This window comes from Ignavibacteriota bacterium (genome assembly GCA_016716225.1).
Classification (GTDB): Bacteria; Bacteroidota; Ignavibacteria; order Ignavibacteriales; family Melioribacteraceae.
The window spans coordinates 1,283,903-1,299,495 of the sequence record JADJWT010000001.1 but is presented as its reverse complement, the minus strand read 5'-3'; the positions used below and the strand labels follow the sequence as shown (position 1 = coordinate 1,299,495).

The window sequence follows — 15,593 nt, the reverse complement described above, 5'->3', positions numbered from 1 at the left end:
TGTTGGATTAGAAAGATAATTTGCATTACTTTATCAAAATCATCTTTTTAGTTTGTGAAAATTCACCAACTTGCAAACGATAAATGTACGTTCCGCTTGATAGATTAGATGCACTAAAATTAACTTCATATTCTCCGGCAGATTGATTTTCATTCACCAAGGTTGCAACTTCTTTTCCAAGAATATCATAAATAATTATTTTCACGTTTGACGTTTCACTTTTCACTTTTGACGGTATTGAATATTTAATAGTAGTAGTTGGATTAAAAGGATTTGGATAATTTTGATACAAAGTAAAATTTGTTGGAATTTTAGTTTCTTTAATACTTGTAATTGTTTCTGTATAAATTAATCTAAAAGCATCAGCAATTACTAATCCGGTTGAATTTCCATGTACTTTAATTGAAATTTTTCCTTCATTATTTAAATCAACTGTTGTTAAATAATTCCACTGTCCGCCATTTAATTTCTGAGTTTTAGTAATTTCATAATTATTTGAGCCGGCAGTAATTTCAAATTTTGTTTCGTAGGAATTAGCTTCGCTGGTTGCCCACCATGCAGAAACATCATATTTTCCGCTTGGTAAATTTTCTGATTCATAATTTGCATATGAATTTGAATTTTCATCTAGAGCAAAAAAATCATTTCCGTAAAATTCATTTGTAATATCATAAGTCTGAAAAGTTCCGTTTACTTCTGCAATTTTATTATCCATTATCAAATGTTTGGGATGAGACATTTCTAAATATTCTGCAATTGCATAAACTGTTCTTCTTCCTAATTCGAATAAATTATCATTTGTAACTTCAATTAAAGTATCAGAAAAAGTTTTAAAATAATTATCATACGGTGTTTCATAAGTGAGTGCCATAACTTCTTCGCCGTAATTATTCCACAACCAGCCTTCGGGGAAAACAGATCTCAAATTTGATTCGCTATAATCAGATTTTACAAAATATTGATTATCAGAAATATTTAAATTGCAGAATTGATATTCTCTTCTGTAAAAAAATGGTGAAGTTGAACTAGCCGTGTGAATCCAAAATGTGCAATAAGATGCAGCTTGAGAATGTAAATTTAAAAATACAGAAAATGGTTTTTCATCATTTAATTCTTTCATTCTTTCACGGAGAATTTTTACTTCATCACAAGTTGCAATTTCAGAATCATCCCAATTTTCTTCCAAATTAATTCCTTCAAAATTTACACGAGATCTTCCATAAAAAACTCCGTCCGGATTTGTAAACGGAATTAAATGAAATTCTAATTTCTGCAAATAAAAATTTATAACTTCATCATCATTTAAAAGTTCTTGAACAATTCCGTCAAAGTGCCAAGAGCTTGGCGTTTCGCTCGGATGCGTTCTTGAGTGAATCCAAATTATTTGTTTTTCTTCGCGAGGAATTGAATTATCCGTAATTATCATTTCTTGAATCGGTAACCCTTGTGGAGAAAAGCCCAATGTGTCTAATTTAACAAACTGATTTTTTTTCCACTCACTTATTCTTTTCTGCAAATATGAAAAATTGTATGGTGTGTAGTAAGCAAGGTAAACTGTATCTTCTTCAAAAGTTTTAATAAAAATTCCATCGCTAAAAGTTTCTTGATCATTAAATCTTTCAAAAGTAATATTATCATAAGAATACATTGCTTTTGTTACATCTGTATTTGTAAAACGCAGACTAATTTTTTTATCCTTTACATTTTTCATTCTGAAATAAAACCAGCGTGTGCTTCCGCCGTCAATTCCTTCATCTGCTCTTGTTGTAATGTAAAAATTCAGATTATCTGAAGTTTGAATTGATGCCAAATTTCCACTTTCAAAATCTGCATCATAAGTTATTTGAGAAAAAGTTTTTATAGAAAAAAGTAGAAGAATTGCAAAAATTAGTTTTGCCAAAATTTGATCCAATGATTATTAAAAATTGTGATGTAATTTAAGTAATTCATAATTACAATTATATTTTTTTATATGAATTTTCTCAATTTGAAATAAATATTCGTAATCATGATGTAAATGTTTGAGTCACATCACATTTTCCACTTTCGATTTTTCACTTATTTGCATTAAAACTTTGGGGGAAATAATGGATAGATTAACAGAAAATCAAGCAAACGAAATTTACACAGAATCAATTGGAGAAAATAATTTGGTGAGAAATTTAAAAATATATTTGATAAATCCACTTTCTATTGGTTTAGCGGGATTTGCAGCATTTTTTGGTTTAATAATTTTTACAAACTTTTTCAGTTATTTATTTGGAATGAACGAAACTTTTTCCTTAGAAATTAATGACGTAATTTTATCTTTAACCGGATTTGTATTTGCAGCCGGAGCAAAATTTTTAGAATTCTTTTCGAAAGAAGAAAATTAAGCTTTTAGTTTTTCAGTTCTATCTGCAATTTTCATCTTTTCTATTAATTCAAAAAGTTCACCTTCCATAATTGAAGAAAGATCATAGAGTGTTAAACCAATTCTGTGATCTGTTACTCTATTTTGAGGATAATTATAAGTTCTGATTTTATCACTTCTATCACCTCGTTTTACAACAGATTTTCTCTGTGCAGAAATTTCATCTGTCTGTTCTTGAAGTTTCAAATCATATAATCTGGTTTTCAAAACTTTTAAAGCTTTTTGTCGGTTTTTTAATTGAGACCTTTCATCTTGACATTGCACAACAATTCCGGTTGGCAAATGAGTCATTCTAATTGCAGTTTCAACTTTATTAACATTTTGTCCCCCAGCGCCGCCAGATCTGTAAACATCAATTTTAACATCATTCATATCAATTTCTACTTCAACATCTTCTGCTTCAGGCATAACAACTACAGATGCTGCAGAAGTATGAACTCTTCCACTACCTTCAGTTAATGGAACTCTTTGAACTCTGTGAACACCGCTTTCAAATTTTAAATCGCCATAAATTTCATTTCCCGCCAAACTAAAAACTACTTCTTTAATTCCGTTCATAGTTGATTCATTCAAATCAATAATTTCGATTTTCCAACCTTTTAATTCCGCAAAACGCGCATACATTCTAAATAAATCATTTGCAAAAATTCCGGCTTCATCTCCGCCGGTTCCAGCTCTAATTTCAACAATTACGTTTTTAGTATCATTTGGATCTTTTGGAATTAGTAAAAATTTAATTTCTTCTTCTAATTCTTCTTTTTTTATTAACAATTCTTCAAGTTCACTTTCTGCTATTTCAATAATTTCACTTTCATCAGATGATTCAATTAATTCCTTATTTCCGTCAATATCATTCAACAATTTTGAATATTTATTGTATGCTTCAACAATTTCCATAAGTTCACTTCTTTTTTTACTTAATTCTATAACCTTTTGCTGATTTGATAGAACTTCCGGATTCATTAAATCTTTTTCAATTTCATCGAATTTTTCTTTAATTTGCTTTAATTTTTCTAAATAATCCATCTAAAATGCCTTAAAATTGAGCGGTAAATATACCAAAGAAAGATGTTAAAAACTAAGAAACTTTGCTAAGTTAGTTTGCGTAATTTATTTAAGAATTTTATTTGCGTTTGGAAATCTGAGTTAATGTTTGAGGAAATTTCAATTATCTTAACATCAAGAATTTGTAGAAATTTATTTACTGATTCAAACATATTTTCATTGGGAAATACAAAATCACGTAAATGATGAATAAGTTTTAAAGTTCTAAATCCGTCCATCCAATTTTTAATATTTTGATTTAATTGCTTTTTAGATTTCGAATTTTGTAGAATATTCTTCCAGTCACTATCAAAATTTTGGGAAATTAAAAAATTATGCAATTCTTGATGTATGAATTTAGACTTTTCAAGTATAAAAGATATGATATTCTTTAAATATTTATCGTTTGAAAAATCCATTTCATCTATTTCACTAAGAATTATCAACCAATTTTTTAAAATTTTAAATGAATTTGGTGAATAAACTAAATATTCATCATGTTTATTTTCTAAAAATCGCTTAATTCTTGGTCCGGTTCCAAATGGAACGCGCCAAGAAATTCTTGAAGATGGATAAACTGTTGCATTGGCAACTTTATTTATTTCGGTCAATTTTGCAACTTTTTGAAGAAAATAAAAATCTTCACCGGCTTTTTTTTTATTCATCCCCCCAACTTTTAAATAAATTTCCGGATCAACTGCAAACGTAGAACCAATTGTATGAAATGCAAATAGGGATTTTGCATATTTTAATCCAAGAATATAATATCTTAAAAAGATTTCATAATTTACAATTGCTAAATTTTGTTCAATATTTTCAGAAAGTTGATGCTGAAAATTAATAACAGCAGCTTTACAATTATTTTGTGCAAATGTTCTTTCAATTTCTTCAATATAATTTTCTGAAATAAGACAATCTGCATCTAACGAAATTAAAATTTTCTTAGCATTATTTGAATTATCAAAACATTTTAAAGCTAAATCCATTCCAATTTTTCTTGCAAGTCCGGCACCAGCATCTTTTTCCGGTAATTCATTTCCTGCTGTTGAACAATCTATATAGCCAAATTTTAATTTTTCATTAAATTCGTAAATTATTTTTTTAAGAAATTCAATTGAATGCAAATTATTACTTTTTATTTCGAGAGAATCATCAAATTTGTTATTTACTACAAATAGAGCTAAGGTCTTATTAGAATTTTTTAAATCATTTAATAGAAGTGAATCAGAAAGTTTTAATATATTTTCATATTCAGAAATTGCCGGAATTACAATGATATTGGAAAATTTTTCATTTTCATTTTTTTGAATAATTTTCCACTTTGAAAGATTTTGTTTGGTGTGATAATTCTCAATATTATTTATAATAGACATTGTAACTTATTTTATGAAATTTATTATTAAATTTTCTGCTTTTTCAATTTCATTATTTTTCAACCAATTAATTATAATTCCTTCTTTTTCCATTTTCCTAAACCAAGTCATTTGTCGTTTAGAAAATTGGATAATTGAACTTGCAAGTTTTTGTTGCATATCATTATAATTCAATTCTCCAGTTAAATATTGACTAACAAATTTATATTCCAGTCCAAAAAATCTAAGTTTTTCGTGTGAAATTCTACTTTGTACTAAATTCTCCACTTCTTCAATCATTCCAGATTTCAATCGAATTTTTAATCTTTCTCTAATTTTTTGCTTATGAATTTCTCTATTTTCATAAATTCCCAATACTAAAAATTCCAAATTTTCATCCGAAAGATCATTATCTTCATTTGTTTCTGCAATCAAAATTGCGTTAATAATTCTAGTTTTATCTTTTAAATCTGTTGTGTTATGCAATTTGGGATTTAAGTCTAATAAAATTTCAATTAGTTTTTCATTTGAAAAATTATTTAAGACCTTGTGTCTGTCAGAATTAATATCAATTTGGGGAAGTTTGTATTTCTGAATTATTGAGCTTAAATAAAGACCGGTTCCGCCAACTAAAAATGGTAATTTCTGATTTAAATAAACTTCATTGAGCGAATTGTAAAAAAGTTTTTGAAAAATATATAAATTAAATTCGCAATTTGGTTTTACAACATCAATAAGGTGAGTTTTTATGGTTCTATTTTGAAATGTGTAATCGCTTAAATCTTTTCCGGTTCCAATATCCATTCCAATATAAACTTGTCTGGAATCTGCGGAAATAATTTCTCCGTTAAATTTATTTGCTAAATTAACAGCAAACTTAGTTTTACCAACAGCTGTTGGTCCAAGTATAACAATTACTTTTTTTGATTTGTTCACATAACAAAATTAGTGAATCGGCAGACTAATTATAACATTAGTTCCAACATTTTTTTCACTTTTTATTGTTATGCTTCCATTGTGATCTTCAATAATTTTTTGACTAATTGATAATCCCAAACCGGAATTATTAATTTTATTTTTTGACCAAAGTGGTTCAAAAACATGTTTTAAATCAGCATTGCTGATTCCAATTCCGCGATCTTCAAAATTAATTTCAATTCTATCGCCTTTTCTTTCAGTTGTAACAAAAACATTTCCGCCTTCCGGCAAAGCTTCGCAAGAATTTTTAATTATATTGAAATAGCATTGGTAAAATTCTTTTTTATCGGCATAAATTACAACATCTTCTCCTAAACCATATTCAATTTTACAATTTTTTAATCTTGCAAAATTGTGTATTTCTATTGCAAATTCATGCAATGTATCATTTAAACTTATTGGCTGACGTCTTAAAATTGTTGTGCCTTCTGTAAAATCAGAAGCCGCTACAACTTGACTTGCTACTTGGTTTAATTGTTCCAACATTAAATTTACAACTTGCTTAACATCCATTGGTAAATCTTTTTTCTGCAAATGTTCTGCATAACGTTTACTTACAAGAATTGGTTTTTTCAAATCATATGAAATGAAATTTCCCATTTTTCCTAGTGATTTGCTACGTTCTGTTTTTACAAGTTGATCAACCAAAGTTGCATTTTCAAGCGCAAAAGCAACATTTAAAGATATTGCATTTAAAAACATTTTTTCCAAATCTGAAAATTGACCTTTTATGCTATTTAGTAATTGTAACACACCAACTATTTTTTCTTGTTTATTTTTTATTGGGAAGACAAGCATATTTTTTGTGTTATATCCGGTAATTTCATCAAATGAACGTTCAAATCTTTCATCAATTTTAACATCCGGAATATTTAAAATTTCGCCGGTTTTTGCGCAATATCCGGCAAGACCTTCTCCAATTTTTAATCTAATTTCTTCAATTTCATTTGCAACTAAAACTTTAGACCAAATTTCACTTTTTTCATCATCAACAAGATATAAAGTTCCTCTATCTGCATTTGTTAAATTTATTGCTACATCAACAATATTTTTTAATACATCATCTTGTTTAACATTTGCATTTACCAATTGAAGTGATTTTACAATCATTTCAAATTGCTCTGAAGTCATATATTCTTTTTCAGTTTTGATGTCAATTGTTTCCATTGGCTTCTCTTTTCTTTTATGAATCTGATTTAACTTAAAACTTTTATTATTATTATCGGAAGTTTCTTTGTGATTTACAACACTTTCTTCTTTTTTTTCATCAAATTGAGAATAATTATCCATGATAACTTTTTCTTGTTCATCAATAGAATTTAAAATATCATCAATGTTATATTCATTTATAAAATCTTCAAGAATTTCCGATTCTTCATCTAATTCTTCTTCATAATTATTTTGCGAAAATTGCGTAAACTCTGGCTTGTATTCTATCTCAAACTCATGTTCCTCAATGTTGGTAATAATTTTTTCATCTTGTTTAATTAAATAATCAATTTCTTCTTTTGTCAATTCAATTAAATAAGAATCTGTTAAAGAAATTGAAGTTGAACATCTGTTAATATTTTTAAGTAATTCTTTTCCGCCGAAAAATTCATTATCAGCATAAATTATTGATTTTGATTTGGACTTGTTATTTTTTTTTAGAAGATTTATTTCACCATTTACAACCAAAAAAATAGAATTTGCCAAATCTCCTTCTCTGTATAAAACTTCACCACCATTAATAGTATGAAGTTTTCCATTAATTTTTTCTAAGTTCAATCTGGAAATATCTGCATTTTTAAGTAAATTATTGCTTTGCAAAGCTGATATTGATTCTTGGTCCATTTTAAACCCAATTTTAACTTTTTGATATGAATGAAATTAATGAATATAATTGTGCTGTCAAGCACTTTTTGGCAAAAGATGTATCAATTTATAACTTAATGAAAAAGTATAAACCTATTTATCTTAAAAAAAGACGAAATTATTTTATTCAACTTTGCAATTCAATTGTTGGTCAACAGCTTTCCGTAAAATCTGCAAGTGCAATTAGAGGAAGATTTCTGAAATATTTTAATAATTTTCCAACTCCAGAATTGGTAAATGAAACTGATTTTGAAATTCTACGTTCGCTTGGATTATCAAATGCAAAAGCAAAATATGTTAAAGATTTGGCAAATCAAATTATTGAGCAAAAAATTTCTCTTAAAAATATCGGATCAAAATCAGATGAAGAAATTATAGAAACTTTAACAAAAGTTAAGGGAATTGGAACTTGGACAGTTCATATGTTTTTAATGTTTGTGCTGGGAAGAAAAAATGTTTTACCGATTGGTGATCTTGGAATAAAAAAAGCAATTATGTTAAATTACAACCTTAAAAATTTACCAACTGGTGAAGAAATTATTAAATTAGCTAAAAAGAAAAATTGGAATCCTTATAATACTTATGCGTGCATGTATTTGTGGAAATCAATAGACGGGGAATGAATCTTTTTTATGATCGATACATCAAACAACGTTACAGAAGAGCAATTAATAGAAAATGCAATAAAAGGTGATAGAAATTCTCTCGCTCAATTAGTTAAAAATCATGAGCAGACTGTTTACAATTTTGCATTTAAAATTTGCAGAAACAAAGAACGTGCAGAAAATACAATGCAGGAAACGTTCCTAAGCATGATTAAATCTTTAAATCAATTTTCCGGAAATTCTAAATTATCAACTTGGTTATATACAATTGTAAGTAATCATTGTTTAATGCTTGCAAGATCACAAAAAAAATATGATTATGTTAATTTGGAAAATGAAGACGGATTAATTGAAGATAAAAATGTTGCCGACTGGAAATTTTCTCCGGAAAAATTAACTGAAAATTCTGAACTTAAAAAATTGCTTGATGATGCAGTTGAAAAACTTCCTCCAGAATATCGAGTAGTATTTATGCTTAGAGATGTTGAGGGATTATCTACAAGCGAAACAAGCGAAATTGTAAATTTATCGGTTCCGGCAATTAAATCTCGTTTGCACAGAGCGAGAGCATTTTTAAGAAATGAATTAAACAAGACTTTACATATATGAAAAATCAAAATGTTTCTTGCAAAGAAGTTATGAGTCACATTTGTGATAGTTTAGGCGAAGATTTAAATTCACCTAAATGTGTAAATATTAAAGATCATTTAGAAAATTGTCCGAGTTGTCAAAAATATTTTGATTCGGTTGAATCAACAATCAGCTTTTACAAAAAATATAATGTTGAACTTGATAACGAAGGGCACAATAGATTATTATCAGTTTTAGGATTAAAGGAAAAAAATGGATAACGCACATTTCTATGAAACTACAGTAACTTGGACCGAAGGCAGAAAAGGAATTTTAAGCGAACCAACTTTACATGATATTGAAGTTGCAACTCCGCCGCAATTTACAAAAGGAGTTCCAAATGTTTGGTCGCCCGAACATTTATTTGTTGCTTCAGTAAATGTTTGTTTAATGACAACTTTTCTAGCAATTGCTGAAAACTCAAAATTAGAATTTTCTAGTTTTACGAGTAAAGCTAAAGGAAAATTGGAAAAAGTTGAAAATGGATTTATGATTACCGAAATTGAATTATATCCGGAAGTTTCTGTAACCGCTGAAAAAGATTTAGAGAGAGCTGAAAGAATAGTTCATAAAGCTGAACAGCATTGTTTAATCTCAAATTCAATAAAAACCAAAATTAAACTTTTCCCGAAAATTAATTTAAGTGTTTAAAATGTAGCCTCAAGCTTCAGCTTGAGGAAAAAAGTAGTTTTTTAAAATTTGAGTTTAAAACTAAAGATGCCATCTTTTTAAAAGACGGCATCTTTTTAATTTACGTAAAAAATCGTTAAAAATTAATATTTATATCCTTTCGCTTCATCTTCAGAAGTTTCAACTCCCAAACCATTTGCAATTCGTGAAACAAAATTAAAATAGCTCACAATTAAATTTACATTCAAAATATCTTCATCGCTTAAATCGTGAATTCTCAAATTCTGGACGTCATATTCGTTTACTAATCCGGGAGTTACTGTTAATTTTTCTGCATAATTTAAAATTGCATGAACGCGTATCGGAAATTCAATTGATTTATAATCGCTAATCAACATATTTATTTTTACTTCATCATCCCAAAAACTTTTTAATGCTTCTGCATGGTGATGAATACAATAACTGCAATTATTTAACGATGAAACAACGACAGCAATTAACTCTTTTTCTTCACGGGAAATGTTCGATTCATTAAACATAATTGATAAATACAAATCCAAATGATGTTTCATCGTATTTGCATCCAAACTATGAACTTTCATAATGTTGGAAACTTTGCCGCGAGCATTTAACAATTCATCGTAAACTTCCATTAATTTACCATCTGCATCTTTTTCATTTACTTGTTTTATCCAAGCCATTTTAAAATTCCTTAAAATTCTGAAACTGGTTTTTGATTATTTTTACTTTGAATCGAATACAAATTAAGTTTTACTGTAATTTTATTCAACAAGTTTATTTTATAAATTTAAAAACACTAAATAATTTTTGCTGATGAAAAACAACTTTTACTCAGATTTTGATATTGAAAGAATAAAAAAAAGCGATCGCCAAGATTATCGTTCGCCATTTCAAATTGATAGAGACAGAATAATTCATTCTTCTGAGTTTAGACGTTTACAAGGGAAAACCCAAGTTTTTCTTCCCGGTGAATATGATTATTATAGAACGCGTTTAACTCACTCAATTGAAGTTGCACAAATTGGAAGATCAATTTGTAATTATCTTTTGCATTCCCAGCAAAATATTTTGAATGAAAATTTTTATATTGATTCGGATTTGGTTGAATCTGCTTGTTTAACACACGATTTGGGACATCCTCCTTTTGGTCATGCTGGAGAAAGAACTTTGCATAAATTGATGAAAGATTACGGCGGTTTTGAAGGCAATGCTCAAACTTTAAGATTGATTACTGAAATTTTTTACAAGAATGAAAATGATAGAAGGGGAATGAATCCAACACGAGCTTTTATCGACAGCATTTTAAAATATAAAAGTTTATACGGAGATTTAGAAAATCCGGAAAATCATTTTATTTATGACTATCAAAAAGAGTTTTTAGATTTTACGTTTGATATTAATTCTAATAATATTAACCATACTCTTAATCTTAATCCCGGTAAAGAATTAAATTCTTTAAAAAGTATTGAATGTCAAATTATGGATTGGGCTGATGATACTGCTTACGCAATAAATGATTTGGTTGATAGTATTTCCGGCGGATTTATAAATATTTATAAACTTCATCATTGGAAAGAAAATAATTTAAATTCTTTATCAAACTTGCAGATTAATTTTATTGATGAAATTATTCAATGGATTAAGGATGATAAATTCAAGCAAAAATTTGGTTCGCAAATTGGTGATTTTATTCATGCGTGCAAATTAGAAAATTCAAATTCCGATTTATCAAAATTGACAAATCGTTATAAATATAATTTATTAATCGAACATGAATTTCAAGAAAAAGTTAATTTATATAAAAGAATTGCAGTTGAATTAGTTTTTAAATCTGCTCAAATACATCAAATGGAATTTAAGGGTGATAAAATGTTAACAAACATTTTTAAAGCTCTTGAAGAAAATTATATAATCTCAATTCAGCCAATGAAACTTTTACCGGAGTTTACTGATAAATTAATTAGAAATGAAAAAGATCAAAATATTAGAGCCAGATTGGTTTGCGATTATTTATCGGGAATGACGGATTCCTTTGCAATAAGAAATTTTAAGCGACTTTTTGATTCGGATTACAGCTCAATAAACGATATCGTATAATTTTTATTGACATTCCATAAATCTTTCAACTTAATAGTCGATAATATTTTAACAAATAAGAAAATTTAATGTTCGGAAAACTTTTCAAATATTTATTCTATTTAGCATTTTTTGCGGCAATAATTATTGTTATTGCACGATTTGGATTTTCCGTTTCATATATTCCTTTAAAAATTCATACAAAGTATTTTAAGCAGGCAAATATTGTATTAAACGGATATGATGTAATTAAATATATAAATGAAAAAAAAATACAAAAAGGGTTAAGCTTTTATTCGCTTAAATGGGATGAATTTAATTGGCTGTTCAGCACATCTGGAAATAAAAAATTATTTAAATCAAATCCACAAAAATATATTCCTCAATTCGGTGGATATTGCGGTTACTTAGTTACAAAAAATATTGCTTATCCTTGCGATCCGAAAATTTTTCATGTATATAAAGGAAAATTATATTTGTTTTCTAGCGAATCAAAAAAAGAAGCTTTCATTTCTGATATTGATAATCAAATTGCAAAAGCTTCTTTAAATTGGAATAAATAATTTATCTTTCTGCCAAAATTAATTTTACTTCTTCAATATTTCCATTTCTATCAATTGTTAATGTTACTTCATCTCCGGGTTGATGTTCTTTTAGCATATCAGAATATTCTTTCAAATTTTTACAATCCTTGCCATTTACCTTTTTAATAATATCTCCAATCAATAATCCAGCTTTAGCTCCGGGTGAATTTTCAGAAATTGCCGCAACCTTTACGCCTTCACCGGAATAAGCAAAATCCGGCATTGTTCCCGTTGAAACTTTTCTTCCTTCTTTTTTTGTTTTATTTTCTTCTGCCAATTCACTTTTCACATTTGACTTTTCACCAATAAAATTCATCGCATCTTCTCTATCTGCCAAATAAACCAAAGTTTCTCTTGCTACTGTAATTACTTTTACCAAACCATCAGCATCAATTTTTTCAATTTTATCCGAAGGTTTGTGGTAATCTTCATTTGGTCCGCTGAAAAATTGAACTGCAGGAATTCCTTTTTCAATAAATGCAACTTGATCGCTTGCATCTAATTCTTGCGTAATCAATTCGGAACCAATACCGGTTGTATATTCCGTTCCCATAAAAATAAATTTCCATTCGCGAGCAGTATTTGAATTTAAAATCATAATTTTCTTACCGTGTAATCTTCCAACTGTATCAAAATTTAAATTTGCAAATATTTTATCAGATGTAAATTTCTTATAATTCTCTACAAAATATTTTGATCCAACTAAACCTGCTTCTTCTCCGCTGAAAGCGATAAAAATAATTGTTCGTGCTGGTTTTAACGATTTTCCCAAAACTTCTGCTAATTCCAACAATACTGAAACTCCGCTTGCGTTATCATCCGCACCATTATGAATTTGTCCTTCATTTCCTTTTCTAACATCGGGCCATCCCAAACCTAAATGATCATAATGTGCAGAAATTACAACTGCTTCTTTTAAATTTTGATTTGTTCCGGGAATAATTCCGATTACATTTTTAATTTGCAAATTTCCTTTTCCATGAAATGCTTTTTCAAATGTTTGAAAATAACTTCCGTCATCGCTTCCGGGAAAAAGTCCGAATTCTTTAAATTTCTCTGAAATATAATTTCCCGCATTATCTAATTCTTTGCTTCCTAATTCTCTTCCTTTCATTTCATCAGAAGCGAGAAACGAAATATGTTCCATCATTCTTTTTGATGAAAAAACTGGAGCTAATTCTGCTAATGCTTTTCTTAGTTTTGTTTTAAATTCTGGACTTTTCACTTTTTGATTAAAAACTTTTAAAAGTGGTGAATTTAAAACTTGCCATTGACCTTTATCAATATTGGTCGGTTCGTTTCCTTCAAAAGTTAAATAACTATACTTTCCATAATGGGGGAGTTTTCTAACTAAACCGGAATCTGCTTTTTCGTTTCCTATTGATAAATAAACAATTGCGTTATTAATATTTTCCGGATTTTTTATTGATGAAATAAAACTATTATTATTTTTCGAATGTGATTTCGATTCAAATTTTATTGAGTCTTTAGCGATTTCCGAATTAAATTGTAATAATGAATTATTAACAATTGACTGAAATTTATTTTCCCCTAAAATCCAAACAGCTTTATCGGATGGTACTTTTTCAATTTCATTATCATTTTTTATTTCAAACTTTTCTTCATTTCCTTTAATCCATTGACTTGCAAAATTTTGATAAGTTTTAAATTTCTTATCATTATCATTTGGTAAAATCACTAAAGTTTTTTCTGCACCAAAAGCTGTTGATAATGCCGCTGGAATTTCATTCGGATCCAAAATTCTAAAAACATCAAATTGAGGATCGACCAATATTTTCAATGGTTCGGACTTAAGTGTAAAAGATATTTTTCCTTCTTTGTCATTCAATTCGCAATTTTCAATTTCAATTCCATTTGAGGTAATTATTGCAACAGGAACATTAATTCTAAAATTTTCGCCATCTTGAATTTGTTTTAAATTGAAATTCAAATTAAATACATTTCCAAATTGTTCAACTTTAACATTTTCTAAATTTAATTTTGGAGCTCCGGTTTTTTCAATCCATTGCGTAAAAAACCATTTTAAATCTTTTCCTGTTGTTTCCTCAAATGATATTCTGATATCATCAAAAGAAGCTTTTTTGAATTTGTTATTTCTATTAAAAACTTGGAATGACTTTGTAAAATTTTCATCACCAACTAAATTTCTTAACATATGAAAAACCATAAGAGATTTTCCATAACCAATTGCTTCGCTTGCGGCATCGTGTCGGGACAAAAATTTATTAAGCGGAAAATCATTGTTTGATTTTACATAGTCAGAATATTTTTGCAAAGTTGATCTTCTGTATTCTTCGGCTTGTCCGCGCTGTTCTTTTATCAAATAATCTGCCATGTATGCAGTTAAACCTTCGCACCAATTTCCTTTTTCAAAATCGACATAAACGCTATTTCCCCAATAATTATGCAAAAGTTCGTGCGGATATGATGAATGTAAAATGAACGGAAAGCGAATTATTTTTTCTCCAAGTAAAGTAAATGAAGGCATTCCGTAACCGGTTTCCCAAAAGTTTTCTACGAGTGCAAATTTTGTGTATGGAAATGGTCCAATTAATTGTCGATACATTTCCAAATACTGAGCTGTGGTTTCTAAATATTTATTTGCAATGCTTTCATCGGGAGTTCTCAAAAATGCAAATGCATCAACAGATCCGGTGGAATATTTGTACTCATTAAATTTTGCAGCAACTAAAAATATTTCTTCTTGCGGAGTTGGTGAATCCCAAATATCAAAATGAAAATTATTTTCAACTTTATCTTCAATTCTATTACCTTGACTTACAGTTTTCCAATCTTTTGGTAATTCCGTAGTTAATTCAAAACTCAATAATTCATCTTTTATTGTTGGAATCCAGTAAGTTGATCCAGCTAAATAAATTCCTAAATCGCTTATAATTCCTGGTGATTCGCTAAATCCTCGCTGATAATTTTCTTCACTTTGTTTTATCGGAGATTCAATTTTGCCGGAATATTTAATTGCAAAATTTAAATCTTTGCTTTTGTCAAAATCTGAAATAATATATTTATTTATTTTTAAATCGAATTTTTCTTCAATATCGTCGCGATCCATTCCAATATCTTCTGTTGAGACAGATTTTTCCAGCAACGAAATATTTATTTCATTTCCTTCGTATTTTAAGTTAAGATTATTATTTAGTGAAAATATTATTTCTCTATTCAGCAAATCTTTCTTTATCAAAATTTCGTCTATAACTTCTATATGTGAATTTGTAGGATTTATTTTTACATAAAGTTTATGATGAATTTTTGTTTCTTGCGCAAAGAGAGAAATAGTAAAAAATATTATGAATAATAAAAGTTTTTCTAATTTCATTTTATTTCCAAGTTATAAAATTTAACAAAGTTTTTTATGCTAACTATGATT

Annotated in this window: 14 protein-coding genes; 7 read left to right on the top strand and 7 right to left on the bottom strand. The window is 28.1% G+C overall.

Annotation, left to right across the window (positions count from 1 at the left end; genetic code table 11):
• Positions 1–25: 25 nt before the first annotated feature.
• Positions 26–1,900 (bottom strand): T9SS type A sorting domain-containing protein, encoded by a 1,875-nt coding sequence (locus tag IPM32_05560; GenBank protein ID MBK8944725.1) that lies wholly within the window; start codon positions 1,898–1,900, stop codon positions 26–28.
• A gap of 187 nt (positions 1,901–2,087) precedes the next feature.
• Between IPM32_05560 and IPM32_05555 the strand changes: the two genes are divergently transcribed.
• Positions 2,088–2,375, top strand: a complete 288-nt coding sequence (locus IPM32_05555) for a hypothetical protein (GenBank protein ID MBK8944724.1) — start codon at positions 2,088–2,090, stop codon at positions 2,373–2,375.
• Here the strand turns inward: IPM32_05555 and prfA are convergent.
• The 4 genes from prfA to IPM32_05535 form a co-directional block, all read right to left on the bottom strand.
• A complete protein-coding gene (gene prfA, locus IPM32_05550; GenBank protein ID MBK8944723.1) occupies positions 2,372–3,439 on the bottom strand; it encodes a peptide chain release factor 1 in 1,068 nt (355 codons plus the stop codon). The two genes, IPM32_05555 and prfA, sit on opposite strands and share 4 nt — an antisense overlap.
• A gap of 65 nt (positions 3,440–3,504) precedes the next feature.
• Positions 3,505–4,830, bottom strand: coding sequence for a hypothetical protein (locus IPM32_05545; GenBank protein ID MBK8944722.1), 1,326 nt, complete (start codon positions 4,828–4,830; stop codon positions 3,505–3,507).
• Between the two features lie 6 nt (positions 4,831–4,836).
• Entirely contained in the window at positions 4,837–5,745 is a 909-nt protein-coding gene (gene miaA, locus IPM32_05540; protein ID MBK8944721.1) for a tRNA (adenosine(37)-N6)-dimethylallyltransferase MiaA, read from the bottom strand.
• 9 nt (positions 5,746–5,754) lie between these two features.
• A complete protein-coding gene (locus tag IPM32_05535) occupies positions 5,755–7,620 on the bottom strand; it encodes a GAF domain-containing protein (protein MBK8944720.1) in 1,866 nt (621 codons plus the stop codon).
• Between the two features lie 98 nt (positions 7,621–7,718).
• On the opposite strand from IPM32_05535, the gene IPM32_05530 reads away from it, so the two are divergent.
• Genes IPM32_05530 through IPM32_05515 form a run of 4 tightly spaced genes read left to right on the top strand, consistent with a single transcriptional unit; the run spans position 7,719 to position 9,527 of the window.
• Entirely contained in the window at positions 7,719–8,264 is a 546-nt protein-coding gene (locus IPM32_05530; GenBank protein ID MBK8944719.1) for a DNA-3-methyladenine glycosylase 2 family protein, read from the top strand.
• A 9-nt stretch (positions 8,265–8,273) separates the two neighbouring features.
• Positions 8,274–8,855 (top strand): sigma-70 family RNA polymerase sigma factor, encoded by a 582-nt coding sequence (locus IPM32_05525; protein MBK8944718.1) that lies wholly within the window; start codon positions 8,274–8,276, stop codon positions 8,853–8,855.
• Positions 8,852–9,097 carry a hypothetical protein gene (locus IPM32_05520; protein MBK8944717.1) on the top strand — a complete coding sequence of 82 codons (246 nt, stop codon included), beginning with the start codon at positions 8,852–8,854 and terminating at the stop codon, positions 9,095–9,097. The genes IPM32_05525 and IPM32_05520 overlap by 4 nt, the downstream gene beginning before the upstream one ends.
• Positions 9,090–9,527 carry an OsmC family protein gene (locus IPM32_05515; protein ID MBK8944716.1) on the top strand — a complete coding sequence of 146 codons (438 nt, stop codon included), beginning with the start codon at positions 9,090–9,092 and terminating at the stop codon, positions 9,525–9,527. Before IPM32_05520 ends, IPM32_05515 begins: the two co-directional genes overlap by 8 nt.
• Positions 9,528–9,649: 122 nt before the next feature.
• On the opposite strand, the gene IPM32_05510 is transcribed toward IPM32_05515, so the two are convergent.
• Complete coding sequence (locus IPM32_05510; protein ID MBK8944715.1) at positions 9,650–10,207, bottom strand: peroxidase-related enzyme; 558 nt, start codon at positions 10,205–10,207, stop codon at positions 9,650–9,652.
• A gap of 133 nt (positions 10,208–10,340) precedes the next feature.
• Here IPM32_05510 and dgt point away from each other — a divergent pair, with 133 nt between their 5' ends.
• Together dgt and IPM32_05500 are read left to right on the top strand one after the other, a co-directional pair.
• The gene (dgt, locus tag IPM32_05505) at positions 10,341–11,624 is read left to right on the top strand and encodes a dNTP triphosphohydrolase (protein ID MBK8944714.1); all 1,284 of its coding nucleotides are present in this window, start codon (positions 10,341–10,343) and stop codon (positions 11,622–11,624) included.
• A 68-nt stretch (positions 11,625–11,692) separates the two neighbouring features.
• Positions 11,693–12,166: a YHS domain protein gene (locus IPM32_05500; protein MBK8944713.1), complete on the top strand. Its 474-nt coding sequence runs from the start codon at positions 11,693–11,695 to the stop codon at positions 12,164–12,166.
• A gap of 1 nt (position 12,167) precedes the next feature.
• Here the strand turns inward: IPM32_05500 and IPM32_05495 are convergent, their stop codons facing one another.
• The gene (locus IPM32_05495; GenBank protein MBK8944712.1) at positions 12,168–15,542 is read right to left on the bottom strand and encodes a M20/M25/M40 family metallo-hydrolase; all 3,375 of its coding nucleotides are present in this window, start codon (positions 15,540–15,542) and stop codon (positions 12,168–12,170) included.
• Positions 15,543–15,593: the final 51 nt, after the last annotated feature.

Bases quoted from the DNA above. Each gene is read 5' to 3' on its own strand.
- IPM32_05545 (MBK8944722.1), bottom strand. From the start codon at position 4,830: ATGTCTATTATAAATAATATTGAGAATTATCACACCAAACAAAATCTT.
- IPM32_05500 (MBK8944713.1), top strand. From the start codon at position 11,693: ATGTTCGGAAAACTTTTCAAATATTTATTCTATTTAGCATTTTTTGCG.
- prfA (MBK8944723.1), bottom strand. From the start codon at position 3,439: ATGGATTATTTAGAAAAATTAAAGCAAATTAAAGAAAAATTCGATGAA.
- IPM32_05495 (MBK8944712.1), bottom strand. From the start codon at position 15,542: ATGAAATTAGAAAAACTTTTATTATTCATAATATTTTTTACTATTTCT.
- IPM32_05525 (MBK8944718.1), top strand. From the start codon at position 8,274: ATGATCGATACATCAAACAACGTTACAGAAGAGCAATTAATAGAAAAT.
- IPM32_05530 (MBK8944719.1), top strand. From the start codon at position 7,719: ATGAAAAAGTATAAACCTATTTATCTTAAAAAAAGACGAAATTATTTT.
- IPM32_05535 (MBK8944720.1), bottom strand. From the start codon at position 7,620: ATGGACCAAGAATCAATATCAGCTTTGCAAAGCAATAATTTACTTAAA.
- IPM32_05520 (MBK8944717.1), top strand. From the start codon at position 8,852: ATGAAAAATCAAAATGTTTCTTGCAAAGAAGTTATGAGTCACATTTGT.
- IPM32_05515 (MBK8944716.1), top strand. From the start codon at position 9,090: ATGGATAACGCACATTTCTATGAAACTACAGTAACTTGGACCGAAGGC.
- dgt (MBK8944714.1), top strand. From the start codon at position 10,341: ATGAAAAACAACTTTTACTCAGATTTTGATATTGAAAGAATAAAAAAA.
- IPM32_05510 (MBK8944715.1), bottom strand. From the start codon at position 10,207: ATGGCTTGGATAAAACAAGTAAATGAAAAAGATGCAGATGGTAAATTA.
- IPM32_05555 (MBK8944724.1), top strand. From the start codon at position 2,088: ATGGATAGATTAACAGAAAATCAAGCAAACGAAATTTACACAGAATCA.